General features: G+C 64.3%; 14 protein-coding genes. 7 read left to right on the forward strand and 7 right to left on the reverse strand.

All coding sequences use genetic code 11. The features are described from left to right. Nucleotides 1–82: 82 nt before the first annotated feature. The 6 genes from AC0L21_RS27390 to AC0L21_RS27415 all read right to left on the reverse strand — a co-directional run bounded on the left by AC0L21_RS27390 (nt 83) and on the right by AC0L21_RS27415 (nt 6,355). The gene (locus AC0L21_RS27390; RefSeq protein ID WP_473264822.1) at nt 83–1,246 is read right to left on the reverse strand and encodes a cytochrome P450; all 1,164 of its coding nucleotides are present in this window, start codon (nt 1,244–1,246) and stop codon (nt 83–85) included. A gap of 77 nt (nt 1,247–1,323) precedes the next feature. Then, a complete protein-coding gene (locus AC0L21_RS27395; RefSeq protein WP_473264823.1) occupies nt 1,324–2,112 on the reverse strand; it encodes a helix-turn-helix transcriptional regulator in 789 nt (262 codons plus the stop codon). A gap of 116 nt (nt 2,113–2,228) precedes the next feature. Further along, on the reverse strand, nt 2,229–2,588 hold the full coding sequence (locus AC0L21_RS27400) for a DUF2200 domain-containing protein (RefSeq protein WP_473264824.1): 360 nt from the start codon (nt 2,586–2,588) through the stop codon (nt 2,229–2,231). A 37-nt stretch (nt 2,589–2,625) separates the two neighbouring features. Further along, nucleotides 2,626–3,831 carry an LLM class flavin-dependent oxidoreductase gene (locus tag AC0L21_RS27405; protein ID WP_473264825.1) on the reverse strand — a complete coding sequence of 402 codons (1,206 nt, stop codon included), beginning with the start codon at nt 3,829–3,831 and terminating at the stop codon, nt 2,626–2,628. A gap of 81 nt (nt 3,832–3,912) precedes the next feature. Next, complete coding sequence (locus AC0L21_RS27410; protein WP_473264826.1) at nt 3,913–5,142, reverse strand: acyltransferase family protein; 1,230 nt, start codon at nt 5,140–5,142, stop codon at nt 3,913–3,915. Nucleotides 5,143–5,227: 85 nt separating this feature from the next. Then, the gene (locus AC0L21_RS27415; protein WP_473264827.1) at nt 5,228–6,355 is read right to left on the reverse strand and encodes an AraC family transcriptional regulator; all 1,128 of its coding nucleotides are present in this window, start codon (nt 6,353–6,355) and stop codon (nt 5,228–5,230) included. A 206-nt stretch (nt 6,356–6,561) separates the two neighbouring features. Between AC0L21_RS27415 and napE the strand changes: the two genes are divergently transcribed. The 6 genes from napE (at nt 6,562) to AC0L21_RS27445 (ending at nt 11,939) form a co-directional block, all read left to right on the forward strand. Beyond that, complete coding sequence (gene napE / locus AC0L21_RS27420; RefSeq protein WP_007596178.1) at nt 6,562–6,747, forward strand: periplasmic nitrate reductase, NapE protein; 186 nt, start codon at nt 6,562–6,564, stop codon at nt 6,745–6,747. Nucleotides 6,748–6,773: 26 nt separating this feature from the next. Next, nucleotides 6,774–7,088 carry a chaperone NapD gene (locus AC0L21_RS27425; RefSeq protein ID WP_473264828.1) on the forward strand — a complete coding sequence of 105 codons (315 nt, stop codon included), beginning with the start codon at nt 6,774–6,776 and terminating at the stop codon, nt 7,086–7,088. Between the two features lie 16 nt (nt 7,089–7,104). Further along, a complete protein-coding gene (gene napA, locus AC0L21_RS27430) occupies nt 7,105–9,618 on the forward strand; it encodes a nitrate reductase catalytic subunit NapA (RefSeq protein WP_473264829.1) in 2,514 nt (837 codons plus the stop codon). Then, entirely contained in the window at nt 9,615–10,085 is a 471-nt protein-coding gene (locus AC0L21_RS27435) for a nitrate reductase cytochrome c-type subunit (RefSeq protein WP_007614113.1), read from the forward strand. Before napA ends, AC0L21_RS27435 begins: the two co-directional genes overlap by 4 nt. Further along, the gene (locus AC0L21_RS27440; RefSeq protein WP_473264830.1) at nt 10,082–10,735 is read left to right on the forward strand and encodes a NapC/NirT family cytochrome c; all 654 of its coding nucleotides are present in this window, start codon (nt 10,082–10,084) and stop codon (nt 10,733–10,735) included. The genes AC0L21_RS27435 and AC0L21_RS27440 overlap by 4 nt, the downstream gene beginning before the upstream one ends. Before the next feature lie 88 nt (nt 10,736–10,823). Beyond that, on the forward strand, nt 10,824–11,939 hold the full coding sequence (locus tag AC0L21_RS27445; protein WP_007596183.1) for an ATP-dependent DNA helicase: 1,116 nt from the start codon (nt 10,824–10,826) through the stop codon (nt 11,937–11,939). 119 nt (nt 11,940–12,058) lie between these two features. On the opposite strand, the gene AC0L21_RS27450 is transcribed toward AC0L21_RS27445, so the two are convergent. Further along, nucleotides 12,059–13,756 (reverse strand): caspase family protein, encoded by a 1,698-nt coding sequence (locus AC0L21_RS27450; protein ID WP_473264831.1) that lies wholly within the window; start codon nt 13,754–13,756, stop codon nt 12,059–12,061. 244 nt (nt 13,757–14,000) lie between these two features. Between AC0L21_RS27450 and msrA the strand changes: the two genes are divergently transcribed. Beyond that, nucleotides 14,001–14,705 (forward strand): peptide-methionine (S)-S-oxide reductase MsrA, encoded by a 705-nt coding sequence (gene msrA, locus AC0L21_RS27455; RefSeq protein WP_473264832.1) that lies wholly within the window; start codon nt 14,001–14,003, stop codon nt 14,703–14,705. Nucleotides 14,706–14,716: the final 11 nt, after the last annotated feature.

Genomic DNA, 14,716 nt, shown 5'->3' on the forward strand with positions numbered 1-14,716 from the left:
GTATCCCAGAGACGTCAACGCGTCACACGACAGCCGCGGCGTACTGGATCGCCCGCCTTCGCGGGCGATGACACCGAAACTGTTAAAACCATCTCACGGGCAGATTTTGCAGCCCGCGAAAGGCCCAGCCGCCGATCCGCACCGGTTCGTCGTCGGCGATCTCGAGCCGGCTGGCACGGGCGAACAAGGTCGGCAGTGCGACGTCGGCGATCATGGCGCGCGAGGCCCAGGCGCCGGCGCAGAAATGCGGGCCAGCACCGAAAGCGACACTCTTGGCCGTATCACGCCGCACGTCGAACTGGTCGGCGCGCACGAAGTGCTTCTCATCGCGATTAGCGGAGCCGAACATGAGGAATACGCGTTCATCGGTTTCGAATGCGACGTCTCGGATCGTCCACGGCTTTGCGATGCGTCGCGGCGACATGCCGATCGGCGAGATCCAGCGGGCATATTCCTCGAACGCCTGGAGCCAGGTCACCTCGCCCTGGCGCACGAGATCGAGCTGGTCGGGATGGCTCAGCAGTGCCCAAACCGTGCCGGCGATCGCTTTGCGCGGCTCGTTCTGGCCGCCGGAGATCGCAAGTTTGACATTCGCGCGCACGCTCTCCATCGCCATCCCTGAGGCGAGGAGCACGCCGAGGATGCTCTGGTCGGGATGCTTGCGCATCACCGGCAGGATGTCGTCGATCGCCGCATCGATGCCCGACGTCGCCGCATGGCAGCGCGCCTCGACGGCTGCGTCGCCGCTGTAATTGGCGATGCCCTCGATCATGCCCTGTGACCAGGCGTCCATGTCCGTAAAGCCGATATTGGTGAGGCCGGTGATCGACTTCAGGCATTCGCCGGAGAACGGCAACGCGAAGTCGCGCATGAAATCGATCCGCCCCGGCGCGATCGCGTCGATGATGCGATCGGCATGGGCCTGGAACAGCGCGGTCCAGTGCGCCTTCACCGTCTTCGGCGACACCGTTGGAAACATCGCGCGGCGCTCGACCTGGTGCGCATCGCCGTCCTTGCGCATCATGTTGTGGCCCATCAGCCGGTTCATCAGGCCCGCGGGCTGGTGCGAGGAGAACACGTCGATCTGCTTCTCGGAGATCGAGATGTCGTCGCGGCTCGTCAGCAGGGTCGAGCCGAGCTGCGGCACGAAGGCGATCGGCGCCTCCTTGCGCATCTTGGCGAGCATCGGATAGGGGTCGGCCCAGAACGCGGCCGGGTCGATGTCGATGCGCGGCGCCGTGCTCAAGCTTCGCTCCATTGCTGTTCGCCGCCAATGTTAGCGGCTTCAGGAGGCGCCGTCTGTCCCCAGCGATTGGGACAGCTTCAGTTCAGGCCGCGCGGGCCGGCGAGCAGGCGCAGCACGATCGCAAACAGCTCGCTTTGTGACGAGATGCCGAGCCGCTCATAGGCGCGCTTGCGGTAGGTCAGCGTCGAATGCAGGCTGATGCCGAGTGCCTGCGAGATCGCCTCGGAGCTGAAGCCGGAGAGGATGCGCCGGCAAACGTCCTGCTCGCGCGGGGTGAGGCTGGCGAGCGGCGCACGCGTCGCGAAGAGCGCGGCGAGAGACTGCTCGGTCGTCGCCGACGAGCCGTGCTGGAAGTGGCGTGCCACGCTCGCACTGATGGCCGGCGCGATGGCCTGAAGCCGCGCACGCTGCGCGTCGCTGAAGCGGCCCTGGACAGCGATGCGATAGAAATTGACGTAGAAGCAGGTCTCGTCGACCCAGATCGCGGTCGCGCATTTGTCGACGATGCCGGAATCCACAAAGAACAGTTTTCGGTAGCGGGCGCCGTACATGCGCGGCGCGAAGGAGGGCAACACGAGCGTCGCGCGGCCCTCGCCTTCGAACAGCGCATCGCGGTTGGGATCGGATTGGTGGAACTGGCCGGCATAGGCGGCGCCGAGATCGCCGCCGATCGGGATGTTGCCGGCATCGAGCAGGCAATGTGCGGCGCCCGCGCGGCTCAGCGCGAACACCATGCAATGCCCGACGCCGGCCTGCCCGCGCAGCGTATCGATCAGGATATCAGGGAAATCCGGACGACCGATGGCAAGCACCGCGGACGTGACATCGCCATCTGCCGGATTTGCGGGCGTCCCGTGAGGGCGCATCGTTTTCTCCCCATCGTCTTTTGACGAAATTTATCAGCAATGGCCGCGCAGCGGAAGGCGGGTGTCGCCGGATATCTGCCGTAACGTCGCCAAGCCAGGCGGACGAAGGGGGCTCCTCAGTTGGCACTTTTGCGCAAAATCTTGTCCATCGCTTTTCCCTTGGCCAGCTCATCGATCAGCTTGTCCAGGTAGCGGATCTCTCGCATCGTCGGCTCTTTGACATCCTCGACCCGGACGCCGCAAACCACGCCCTTGATCAGGGCTCGCGAAGGATTGATCTTGGGGGCTTTCGCAAAGAAGGTTTCGAAGTCCGTCCGCTGTTCCAGTTGGGCTTCCAGCTCCTTCTGACCATAGCCTGTCAACCAGGAGATGACCTGATCGACCTCTGCTTTGGTGCGTCCTTTCTTCTCCGCCTTCGCAACGTAAAGCGGGTAAACGCTTGCGAAGCTGGTGGTGTAGATCCGGTGTTTTGTCATGAGCACTCCGGGATCGCTTGTTGCAGGACGTGACACCCTACCCCGCCGCCGCCTTCGCCGGCGCAACGCTGACGGCGAGCTTACCGTAACGGTCGGTAAAGGCCTCCGTGTCGATTTCCTCGAGCTTGATCTCGCCGCTCATGACGCCCTGCTTCCAGGCGGTCTGCGCCGGATCGTTCTGGAATTCCGGCATCACCTCGCGGCCGAACAGCTCCAACGATTCGCAGATGTGCTCGTGGCTGTTCTTGCCCGCCTGGTTGAGCAAAATGACCTGATCGATGTGCGAGCCCTGGAAGCGCTTCAGCTTCCTGCGGATCGTCTCGGGCGAGCCGATCAGACCGCCGCGCAGCGCGGCCTCCTGCGCCTCCGGATTGTCGCGCTTCCACTTGTTGTACTCGTCCCACATGTTGACGGTGTAGGGCGCGGGACGCTGGCGATTCTGCGAGGCGCCGTAGAAGCGCAACGCGAACTGGAAGAAGGTGGCACCATCGGCGCGGGCGCGGGCCTCCTCGTCCGTCTTCGCGCACATGAAGAACGACACCAGCGCCATGTTCGGGTTGATCTCGTAGTCGGCGAGCTTGGCGAGGCGCTTGGTCATGGCGTTGTAATAGGCGTGCACCCAGGCATGCGCGGCATCCGCGCTAACGAACTGGAAGCCGAGCGCGCCAAAGCCATGGCGGCCGGCGCGCTCGATGGTCTGTAATTGCGAGCAGGCCATCCACAATGGCGGATGCGGCTTCTGTACCGGTTTCGGCACGACGTTGCGCAAGGGGATGTCGAAATATTTGCCGTGATGCTCGCTGCCCGCGTCCTTGAACATCGGGAAGATCGCGGCGACGGCTTCCTCGAACACCTCTTTCTTGGTCTCCATGTCGCGGCCGAACGGCGTGAGCTCGGTGATGGAAGCACTCTCGCCCATGCCGAATTCACAGCGGCCGTTGGAGAGCAGGTCGAGCACCGCGACGCGCTCGGCGACACGTGCGGGGTGGTTGGTGGTGAGCTGGAGGATGCCGTGGCCGAGCCGGATGTTCCTGGTGCGCTGGCTCGCGGCTGCGAGAAACGATTCCGGCGAGGGCGAGTGGGAGTACTCTTCGAGAAAATGATGCTCGACAACCCAGGCGTGGTCGTAGCCAAGGCTGTCGGCCAGTTCCATCTGCGAGAGCGCGTTCTGATAGAGGCTGAGCTCGTCACCGGCCACCCATGGCCGTGGCAGTTGCAGCTCATAGAAGATGCCGAACTTCATGACGCCTCTCCCAAGTTTTCTTGAGTTTTCTTGCCGCTTATATTTTTGTTGCGGGCATCTTAATGGGTGGGGCGGCGCTGTCTACGCAGTCGCAATTCCGTCTTGCGGGAGAAGGTGCTTTTCGGCGCGGCGGCCATTCAGGACCACACCGATGAAGGTAAAGCGCACCAGCAGATGATAGCTCGCCAGCATCGGAGGAAGCGCGACGACGAGAAGAACGCCGAACTTGATCAGCCCGGGCCAGTCGAGCTGCGACAGCGCGACCTGCAGCGCCATCACGATCGGCAGGTGGATCAGATAGAGCCAGTAGGATGCATCGGCGAGGTAGCGCCACGTCCGACTGAAGCCGGACATGAAGCGGAGCGCGAGGCCGATGACTGCGAAGGTCGAAATCCATATCGCCGGCGCATACAGGATCACGGAGACAAGCCGGAGCGTGGCGAAGCCGAAAGGCAGTTTCGGTGCACCCGGCGCAGACGTCATCGCCCCAACCAGCACGAAACTGATCAGGATCAGAGTGATTGCGAGCAGAAGATGCGGCAGCCAGCGCCGCTCAATCAGCCGCAGCAGATCGATCTGCCGATGCAGCAGCCAGCCGATCGCGAATGCGGTGCCGAAACCGATCCAGGCCTGCGCGTTGGTGATGAACGATTGATCCGGCGTCCTCACGCCCATCACGTTGATCCAGCGTTGATCGAGACAGAAGGCGATGCCGATCGGGATTGCCAGAACCAGGGGGGCCAGCGGATTTCGCATGATCCGCGCGAAAGCACGGTCAATCACCGCTCGCCACCCGCCTGACGCATCTAGCCAGACAAATGCGCCGCGCAGGAGCAGAACGGCGACATAAAGCTCCAGCAGCACATAGACGAACCAGAGATGGGTCAAGGGGAAATTCGGCAGCACCGGTGGCCAGCTGCGGGACCAGCCGCCGTTCGGGAAATGAGACGCCCAGATCGCGATGAAGTACATGGGCGTGAACAGGATCGGCCAACCGATCACGAGCGGCAGCCCGATTCTCGGGAGCCTGTCGCGGACGAAGCCCCTAACGCCCCGGCGATGAAAGCTCATGCGGGCGAAAAAACCCGCCATCAGGAAGAAAGTCGTCATCCGGAAGACGTGGATGGTGAAGGTCAGCAGGCCCAGGAGCAGGCTTGGATGGGTGTCCTGGATGAACCAGAACCGGGGCGTGGCGGGCACGAACGACATGGCCGCGTGCAGGACGATGCCGAGCAGCAGGGCGCCGCCCCTGAGTGCATCAAGAGCGTGCAGCCGTTCCGATGCAGGGGTGGCGGCGGTCGAAGGTGACATGGGTGGGCTCATTCGGCTGGCGAGAGGATCTGCCGGACAGTCTGCCCAATCGGCACAGGGCGTTCTCGCCTGATCCAAAAATCGGCTAGCCGATTTCGCGGCGCGGCTGGCTGAGTTCAGCGCTGTCGGGCCGGCTCAGCGCCTCACGCCGGAATTCGGTCGGGGTCATGCCGGTTTCGGCCTTGAACGCGCGATTGAAAGGTCCGATCGACTGGAAGCCCGCATCCATGGCGATGGTCAGCACCGGGACCTCCCGCTGCGTCCCGTCGGACAGCGCCAGCCTGGCGTCCTCGATACGGTAGCGGTTGAGGAAAGCATTGAAGTTGCGATAGCCCAGCCCTTCATTGATCGCTTGGCGCAGCCGATGCTCGGGAACGTCGAGCCGCGCCGCGAGCGCTCCGATCGCAAGGCCTTCCTGGCGGTAGGTTCGCTCGACCGTCATCAGATGGTCGAGACGCCGGAGCAGGATCGGATCGACGACGACCCGCCCCGCGGCGGCGCGATCGGCGGCCGGGGCTTGCCTCCCCGCCTCGCCGGATGCGATCGCGGCCGTGGCGTCATCGACGGCCATCGCCGGCGCGCTGAACAGCCCGATGGCGGCAAGCATGGCCACGATGAACAGCCCGAGCGCGGTCGGGAGACTGCCGGGCGCGCCGGGAACCGCGACGGGAATTGCGGCGAAGCCGGCGACGGCGACGGTCGCGATGAGCACGACATTGATCGCAAGCATCGCCAGCCGCAGTCGGCGTCGCCGCGCGACCAGATCGGCTCGCCAGGTCTTGACCGTCTGAATGGCGGCGGCGAGGGCCAGCACCAGGGTGGCCAGAGCCAGGACTCGCCCGCCTGCGCCGGCCAAAGCGGGCCAGTTCGCCCAGCCCAGCGTGATCGCAAATCCGAAAGCCACGATGCTCAGCCACAGCGCGCCGTGCCAACGCCTCAGCACAAAATCGTCGTCGAACGCCGCGCGCGCCCACAGCCAGAAGACCGCAGGCTGCGCGGACAGGATCGGCAACGTCCACCACCAAGCCGTTTTGGGCAGGCTGGGCGCCGTCGCGATCGCATAGAATATGCCGCCTGCGCACATCGCGATGCCCAGAAAAGCCTGTTGGCCGGTCGCACGACGCAGCAATGCCACGAGAACGATCAACAGGAACACGCTGCTCGCCGCGCCGCGAAGTCCGAGATCGATCGCCGTCAGCCCTGCCGCGTTCACCACTCGTATCCCCGTTCGATGCCAAACTGTCGCATCGCCTTCGCACGGGTACAACCCAAACTTGCGCTTGTGGTCTGGCCGCGGCCATCATCGCAGCTCGACGGATTGATCCAGATCAAGGCGTCAGTGGCCCTGCTGCATCTAAGGTGCGGCAAGGCAACGGCCCGGATGCCGTCCCAATCCCCACATTTCAGACGAGACCGAACATGTCGGCCCCCGACGACGCGACTTCGCGCGTGCGCCGTAAGCGCATGGAGATTTTCGCATTCCTGTTCCTGACCGCGATCGTGATGCCCGTCCTCGCGGTCGGAACGGTGGGCTCCTACGGGCTCGGCGTCTGGATCTACCAGATGTTTGCCGGCCCTCCCGGCCCGCCGCCCTCCCCGCATTGATCTCCTCGAAGCGAAAGACAGGCATCATGGCCGAATCCAAACTCAACCGCCGCGCATTGATCACCGGCCGGGTGCTCAGCGCCGACCGCATCGTCGCGCCGCCCGGTTGCGAAATCGCCAGCATCATCGTGCAGGCGCGCCCCGAGCGGCTCGCCGCACTCGAGGCCGCGATCACTGCCCTTGCCGGCTGCGAGATCCACGGCCGCGACCCGCGCGGCAAGCTCATCATCGTGACCGAAGCGCCTGATGCCGGCAGCCTCGGCACCCTGCTCAACACCATCCAGTCGCTGCCCGACGTCTATTCCGCAGCGCTCGTCTTCCACGCCATTGAAACCGCCTGAGTCAGGAAGAGCCATTATGACATCGCCAAAGCTCGACCGCCGCCAGATGCTGAAGCTCGAGGCCGCCGCCATCGCGGCCGCCGCTGCGGGCATGCCGGCACCGGCGCTCGCCGCAAACCTCGTCGCCGAGCGCGACGTGGCCGAACTGAAATGGGACAAGGCCGCCTGCCGCTTCTGCGGTACCGGCTGCTCGGTGATGGTCGCGACCAAGAACAATCGCGTCGTCGCCACCCACGGCGATATCAAGGCCGAGGTCAATCGCGGCCTCAACTGCGTCAAGGGCTACTTCCTCTCCAAGATCATGTACGGCCACGATCGCCTGACGCAGCCGATGCTGCGCAAGACGGCAGGCAAATACGACAAGAACGGCGAGTTCACGCCCATCTCCTGGACCGAAGCCTTCGACATCATGGAGGTGAAGTGGAAGGAGGCGATCAAGAAGCGCGGGCCGAACGGCGTCGCCATGTTCGGCTCCGGCCAGTGGACGATCTGGGAAGGCTACGCGGCCTCAAAGCTGTTCAAGGCCGGCTTCCGCACCAACAACATCGATCCCAACGCGCGCCACTGCATGGCCTCCGCCGTGGCCGGCATGATGCGCACCTTCGGCATCGACGAGCCGGCCGGCTGCTATGACGACATCGAGGCCACCGACGCCTTCGTGCTGTGGGGCTCCAACATGGCGGAGATGCATCCGATCCTGTGGACCCGCCTCGCCGACCGCAGGCTCTCCGCGCCGCATGTCCGCGTCGCCGTGCTCTCGACGTTCGAGCATCGCTCGTTCGACCTCGCCGACATCGGCATGGTGTTCAAGCCGCAGACCGATCTCTATCTGCTGAATGCCATCGCCAACCACATCATCAAGACCGGCCGGGTCAACAAGGACTTCGTTGCCGCGCATACCATCTTCAGGCGCGGCCAGACCGACATTGGCTATGGTTTGAGGCCCGAGCATCCGTTGCAGAAGAAGGCAACAGGCGCGGCGAAGGCCAACGATTCCACCGAGATGAGCTACGACGAGTACGTCAAGTTCGTTTCGGAGTACACGCTGGAGAAGGCGGCCGAGATGTCGGGCGTGCCGCTCAACCGGCTGGAGGCGCTGGCCGAGCTCTATGCCGACCCCAAGACCAAAGTGGTCTCGTTCTGGACCATGGGCTTCAACCAGCACACCCGCGGCGTCTGGTGCAACAACCTCGTCTACAACATTCATCTGTTGACCGGAAAGATCTCCTCGCCCGGCAACAGCCCGTTCTCGCTGACCGGCCAGCCCTCGGCCTGCGGCACCGCGCGTGAGGTCGGCACGTTCTCGCACCGCCTGCCTGCGGACATGGTGGTCACCAACAAGGAACACCGCACCAAGACCGAGCACATCTGGCAGCTGCCCGAAGGCACCATTCCCGACAAGCCCGGCGCGCATGCCGTGCTGCAAAGCCGCATGCTGAAGGACGGCCTGATCAACGCCTATTGGGTGCAGGTCAACAACAACCTTCAGGCTGGTCCCAACGCCAACGAAGAGACCTATCCGGGCTTCCGCAATCCCGACAATTTCATCGTGGTTTCGGACGCCTATCCGTCGGTCACCGCGCTCGCCGCCGATTTGATCCTGCCGACCGCGATGTGGGTGGAGAAGGAAGGCGCTTACGGCAATGCCGAGCGGCGTACGCAGTTCTGGCATCAACTCGTCGCTGCCCCGGGCGAGTCGAAGTCCGATCTCTGGCAGCTCATGGAATTCTCAAAGCGCTTCAAGATCGAGGAGGTCTGGCCCGAGGAGCTGATTGCCAAGAAGCCGGACGTGCGCGGCAAGACGCTGTTCGACGTGCTGTACAAGAACGGCCATGTCGACAAGTTTCCGGTCTCCGACATCGAGCAGGGCTACCTCAACGACGAGTCCAAGGCGTTCGGCTTCTACGTCCACAAGGGCCTGTTCGAGGAATACGCCACCTTCGGCCGCGGCCACGGCCACGACCTCGCGCCGTTCGACACCTATCACCGCGAGCGCGGCCTGCGCTGGCCTGTCGTCAACGGCCAGGAAACCAAATGGCGTTTCCGCGAGGGCAGCGACCCCTACGTCAAGCAGGGCACCGACGTGCAGTTCTACGGCTATCCCGACGGCAAGGCGCGCATCTTCGCCCTTCCCTACGAGCCGCCGGCGGAATCGCCCGACAACGAATATCCCTACTGGCTCTCCACCGGCCGGGTGCTCGAGCACTGGCATTCCGGCACCATGACGCGCCGGGTGCCCGAGCTCTACAAGGCCTTCCCCGAGGCCGTGTGCTTCATGCATCCCGACGACGCGCAGGAGGCGAAGATCCGCCGCGGCGACGAGGTCAAGGTGGTCTCCCGCCGCGGCTTCATCCGTGTCCGCGTCGAGACCCGCGGCCGCGACCGGCCGCCGCGTGGCCTGGTCTTCGTGCCGTGGTTCGACGAATCCAAGCTGATCAACAAGGTGACGCTGGACGCCACCGATCCGATCTCGCTGCAAACCGACTACAAGAAGTGCGCCGTGCGCATCGAGCGGGTGAACGTGTCATGATGAAACGATTTGGAGTAGCGCTGCTCGCAGTCGCGATCGCAGCCGGCGCGAGTTCGCTGACCGCGCAGACGGTGACGTCAGGCCTGCGCGGCCCGACCCCGCTCAACGACGAAGGTCCGGCGCCGCCGATGCTGCCGAACCGCAACACCTCCGAAAGGGAAGTGCGCAACTATCCGGAACAGCCGCCTGTCATTCCGCATACGATCGACGGCTATCAGATCGACCTCAACGGCAACAAGTGCCTGTCCTGCCATGCGCGGGCGCGCATCGCGGAATCGCAGGCGCCGATGGTCTCGATCACCCACTTCATGGATCGCGACGGCCAGTTCCTGGCTTCGATCTCGCCGCGCCGCTTCTTCTGCACGGAATGCCACGTGCCGCAGAACACCGCCAATCCGCCGGTCAGCAACGACTTCACCGACATCGACACGCTGCTGTCGCGCGCAAGCCCCGGTGGCCGCCGATGACGACGATCGCTGATGAGCCCGACGAGGGAATGAAGGCCAAACGCGGCTTCGTCACGCGAAGCTGGGACTTTGCGCGCGAGCTCTGGCAAGTGCTGATCCGTCCGAGTTCGGTGTTCGGGCTCGGCGTGCTGGTGCTGGCGGGCTTCATGGCCGGCGTGATCTTCTGGGGCGGCTTCAACACCGCACTGGAATTGACCAACACCGAAAAATTTTGCACCGGCTGCCACGAGATGAAGGACAACGTCTTCGCCGAGCTGAAGTCGACCATCCACTTCGCCAACCGCTCCGGCGTGCGCGCGACCTGTCCGGATTGCCACGTCCCGCACAACTGGACCGACAAGATCGCCCGCAAGATGCAGGCCTCCAAGGAGGTCTGGGGCAAGATCTTCGGCACGATCGACACCCGCGAGAAATTCCAGGATCACCGGCTCGAGCTGGCGGCGCATGAATGGGCGCGCTTCAAGTCCAACGATTCGCTGGAATGCCGCAACTGCCACAGCGCCGATTCCATGGACATCACCAAGCAGTCGCCGCGGGCCTCGGTCGCCCATCAGCGCTTCCTGTTCACCAAGGAAAAGACCTGCATCGACTGCCACAAGGGCATCGCCCACCATCTGCCCGACATGCGCGGCGTTCCCGGCTGGCAGTAGGGCGCCCCGCCCGGCTTGAACCGGCGGTGCGAATGGTTAGTTTTGGGGCTGGCGAATCGCTCCGTTTCGCCCCCTCCTCAAGACAGACATGGCCACATTCACCCCGCATCAGGATGCCGCGCTCAAGGCCGTTGGCGACTGGCTCAAGGCCAAACCCGGCCGCAACGGCACGCCGCCGGTGTTCCGCCTGTTCGGCTATGCCGGTACCGGCAAGACCACGCTGGCGCGGCACATCGCCGATGGCGTCGATGGCGAGGTGAAGTTCGCCGCTTTCACCGGCAAGGCGGCGCTGGTCATGCGCAACAAGGGTTGCGACGAGGCCTCCACCATCCATTCGCTGATCTACCGCACCCGCGAATCCGGCGAGGAGCAGCCGAGCTTCGAATTGTGGGACGACGCCCCGGCCTCGAAGGCCAAGCTGATCGTGATCGACGAATGCTCGATGGTCGATGCCGAACTGGGCCGCGACCTGATGTCGTTCGACTGCCCGCTGCTGGTGCTGGGCGATCCCGCCCAGCTGCCGCCGATCCAGGGCGGCGGCTTCTTCACCAATACCGAGCCGGACGCGATGCTGACCGAGGTGCACCGCCAGGCCCAGGACGACCCGATCGTGCGGATGTCGATGGACGTCCGCGAGGGACGCGAGCTCGACATCGGCCGCTACGGCGAGAGCGAGGTGGTGTCGCGCAAGGAGCTCGATCCTGATCGCGTCATGGCCGCCGACCAGGTGCTGGTCGGCCGCAACAACACGCGGCGCGCGTACAATATGCGGGTGCGCCAGCGCCAGAACATCGAGGACGTCTTCCCCGTCGCCGGCGACAAGCTGGTCTGCCTGCGCAACAATCGCAAGAAGGGCCTGTTCAATGGCGGGCTTTGGCGCGTGAAGTCGCGCAACACCTCGCGCTCGAAATCCCGCATTCTCAGCATGAGGCTGTCGCCGGACGAGGATCTCGGCCACAAGGTGACGAAGGTCTCGGTGCGCGCCGATTGCTTCGAGGGCGGCGTCGAGGCGATCGCCTGGGAGCAGCGCAAGCCCTATGACGAGTTCGACTACGGCTACGTGCTGACCGTGCACAAGTCGCAGGGCTCGCAATGGGACGACGTCGTGCTGTTCGACGAGAGCTTTGCGTTTCAGGAGAGCCGGGCGAGGTGGCTGTACACGGGCATCACGCGGGCGGCGAAGCGGCTGAGCATCGTCGTTTGATGTCGCGCTGCCGTAGGGTGGGCAAAGGCGCAAAGCGCCGTGCCCACCATCTCTTCACAGAAGAATAGAAACGGTGGGCACGCTTCGCTTTGCCCACCCTACGGCACCGGCATCGCGGCTCACTTCCCCACAACGAAATAAAAATCCTCTCTTCCCGGCGGCGAGCCGTACGAGAACGGCTGCTGCACGTGCTTGGTCACGAGCCAGACGTCGTCGCGGACGATGTCGAACAGTTTTCGGATCTCGACGCGCGGCACCTTGATTTCGCGGGCGAGCGCGGTGGCGAACGGGCTGTCGGCGCCGCCGTCGCCGTCCATCGCGGTCTCGCCGTGCTTGGCGGCGTAGACCACCATGAAGCCGGCGCCGGGCTCGATGTTGGAAAAGCCCTTGTCCACCAGCTTCAGCGACAGCGTGTGCTGCATGGTCGGCGCGAACGGATTGTCGCGGCAGGCATCCAGCATCACCAGACGTACTTTTCGCGCCGCGCCTACCGCCGCGATCACCTGCTCCAGCGCAACTGCCTGGGTCTCGGCGTCCCTGTCGGCGGCAAGCTTGGCATCGACGGGAACGAGATAATTGACGCCGCCGATCTCGAAACCGTGGCCGGCGTAATAGACCACCGCCCAATCGGCCTTCTCCGCTTCGGCGGCAAACGTCTGCAACGCTTCGAAGAACTTGTCGCGGGTCAGGTCGCTGACGGATATCACGGTCTGGAAGCCGACATCGCGCAGCGCGGCTGCGATCATTTGCGAGTCGCGTGGCGGATTGGGCAAGGCGTGGACGTTCTTGTAGGCGCCGTTCCCGATCACCAGCGCCACGCGGCGCCCCGCGGATCCGGCCGGCGCCTGCGGGGTCAGCGCGGCCAATCGCTCCTGCGCGATCGCGCGGGCGCGCGCGACGTCGAGCTCGTCGAACTTCGTCAGCGAATAGGCCGCCGCACGATAGTCGGCACGGGCCTGGGCGAGATCCTTCTTGCGCTCGTAGATCTGGCCGCGACCTGAATGTGCCCGCACATTGTTCGGGTTGATCTGGATCGCAATGTTGTAGTCCTTCAGCGCGGCGTCGAGATCGCCTTTCAGCATGTTGACGTCGGCGCGATTGTTGATCGCGTAGGTGTTCTTCGGCTGCTTCTCGATCAGGCCGTTGCAGTCGGCGAAGGCCTGATCGAACTTGCCCATCAAGCCGTAGGTGATGCAGCGGTTGCCGGTGATCTGCTGCGCGGCCGGTTCGATCTTCTCGGCCTCCGCGAAATCGGCGAGCGCGCCGTCAAAATCCTTCATCAGCGTGCGCACGCGGGCGCGGTTGGTGTAGCCGAGCAGAAACTTGGGGGCGTATTTGATCGACAGGTTGAAATCGTCGAGCGCGCTTTGCAGCGCACCCCGGCGCAACTGGATGATGCCGCGGTTGTTGTAGGGGACACCGTAGGTCGGGCGCTTCTGGAGCGCGAGGTTGTAGTCCGCCATCGCATGGTCGTCCTGGCCCGTCCGCTCATAAGCGAGGCCGCGCAAATTGAGCGTGACGACGTTGTCGGGATCGAGGTCGACGGCCATGGACAACGTCTCGATCGCGTGGCCGTAGTCGCGCTTGTTGATCAGCGTATTGCCGCGCACGGAAAGCGCGATGCCCTTGTCCTTGCCGGTGACACGATCGGCATTGAGCAGTTTGACGCAGGCCTGCGCCCTCGCCTGGGCATCCGCCTGGCGGTCGCGGCAAAGGGCGAGGTCGTCGCCGGGTTGCGGTTCGGCCGCCGCGATCGAGCTCCAGCCGGCCAGGACGGCGAGCACGGGGACGAAGGTCAGGGATACGAGGCGCAGCATGTTGTCAGGTCAGCTCCAGCCATCATTCTTTGGGTCGATCACCGATCGCGCCGGTTCATCTAGCGCGGAGTTCCTGTCCTCGCCAAGCCGGGCTGCTCCAGGCGGCGCGTTTCACAGACTCGTGTCCGTCCGGCCGTAACAATCGCCCGGTCGGCCCGTATCTCGAATGTCCGAAATTGCCGGGCAGGCTGTTCGCCCGGCCCCAACCGCCCTAGACTGTCAGACCTTCGGAAAGAGGATCGCCATGCGCCGACCTGCCCTCCTGTCCCTGCTCGCCGCAACCACCGCCCTGACGCTGGCTTTTGCCGCGCCGACCCGGGCCGCAGAAGATGCGGTCGTGATCCCCGCTCCCGCCCTTGACGCGGCGCCCGCCAGCGGGATCCAGACCGCAGTGATCGCCGGCGGCTGCTTCTGGGGCGTGCAGGGCGTGTTCCAGCACACCGCGGGCGTCGTCAACGCGGTCTCCGGCTATGCCGGCGGCACCAAGGCGACGGCCGACTACCAGACCGTCTCGAGCGGCCGGACCGGGCACGCGGAATCGGTCGAGATCAAATACGACCCGAAGAAGATCTCCTATGGCAAGATCCTCCAGATCTACTTCTCGGTGGCGCACGACCCGACCCAGCTCAACCGGCAGGGCCCCGATAGCGGGACGCAATATCGCTCGGCGATCTTCACCACTTCCGACGAGCAGAAGAAGGTGGCCGAAGCCTATATCGCCCAGCTCAACGGCGCCAAGGTCTTCAGCAAGCCGATCGCGACCAAGGTCGGGGCGCTTGAGGCGTTCTATCCGGCGGAGGCCTATCACCAGGATTATCTGACGCTGCACCCGAACCAGCCCTATATCGCCTACAACGACCTCCCGAAGGTCGAGAACCTGAAAAAGCTGTTCGCGGATAACTATATCGAGAAGCCGACGCTGGTGAGCGCCAGCAAGGTCACCAACTGATCGCAAGATCA

It is taken from the genome of Bradyrhizobium sp. WSM4873 (assembly GCF_055811355.1).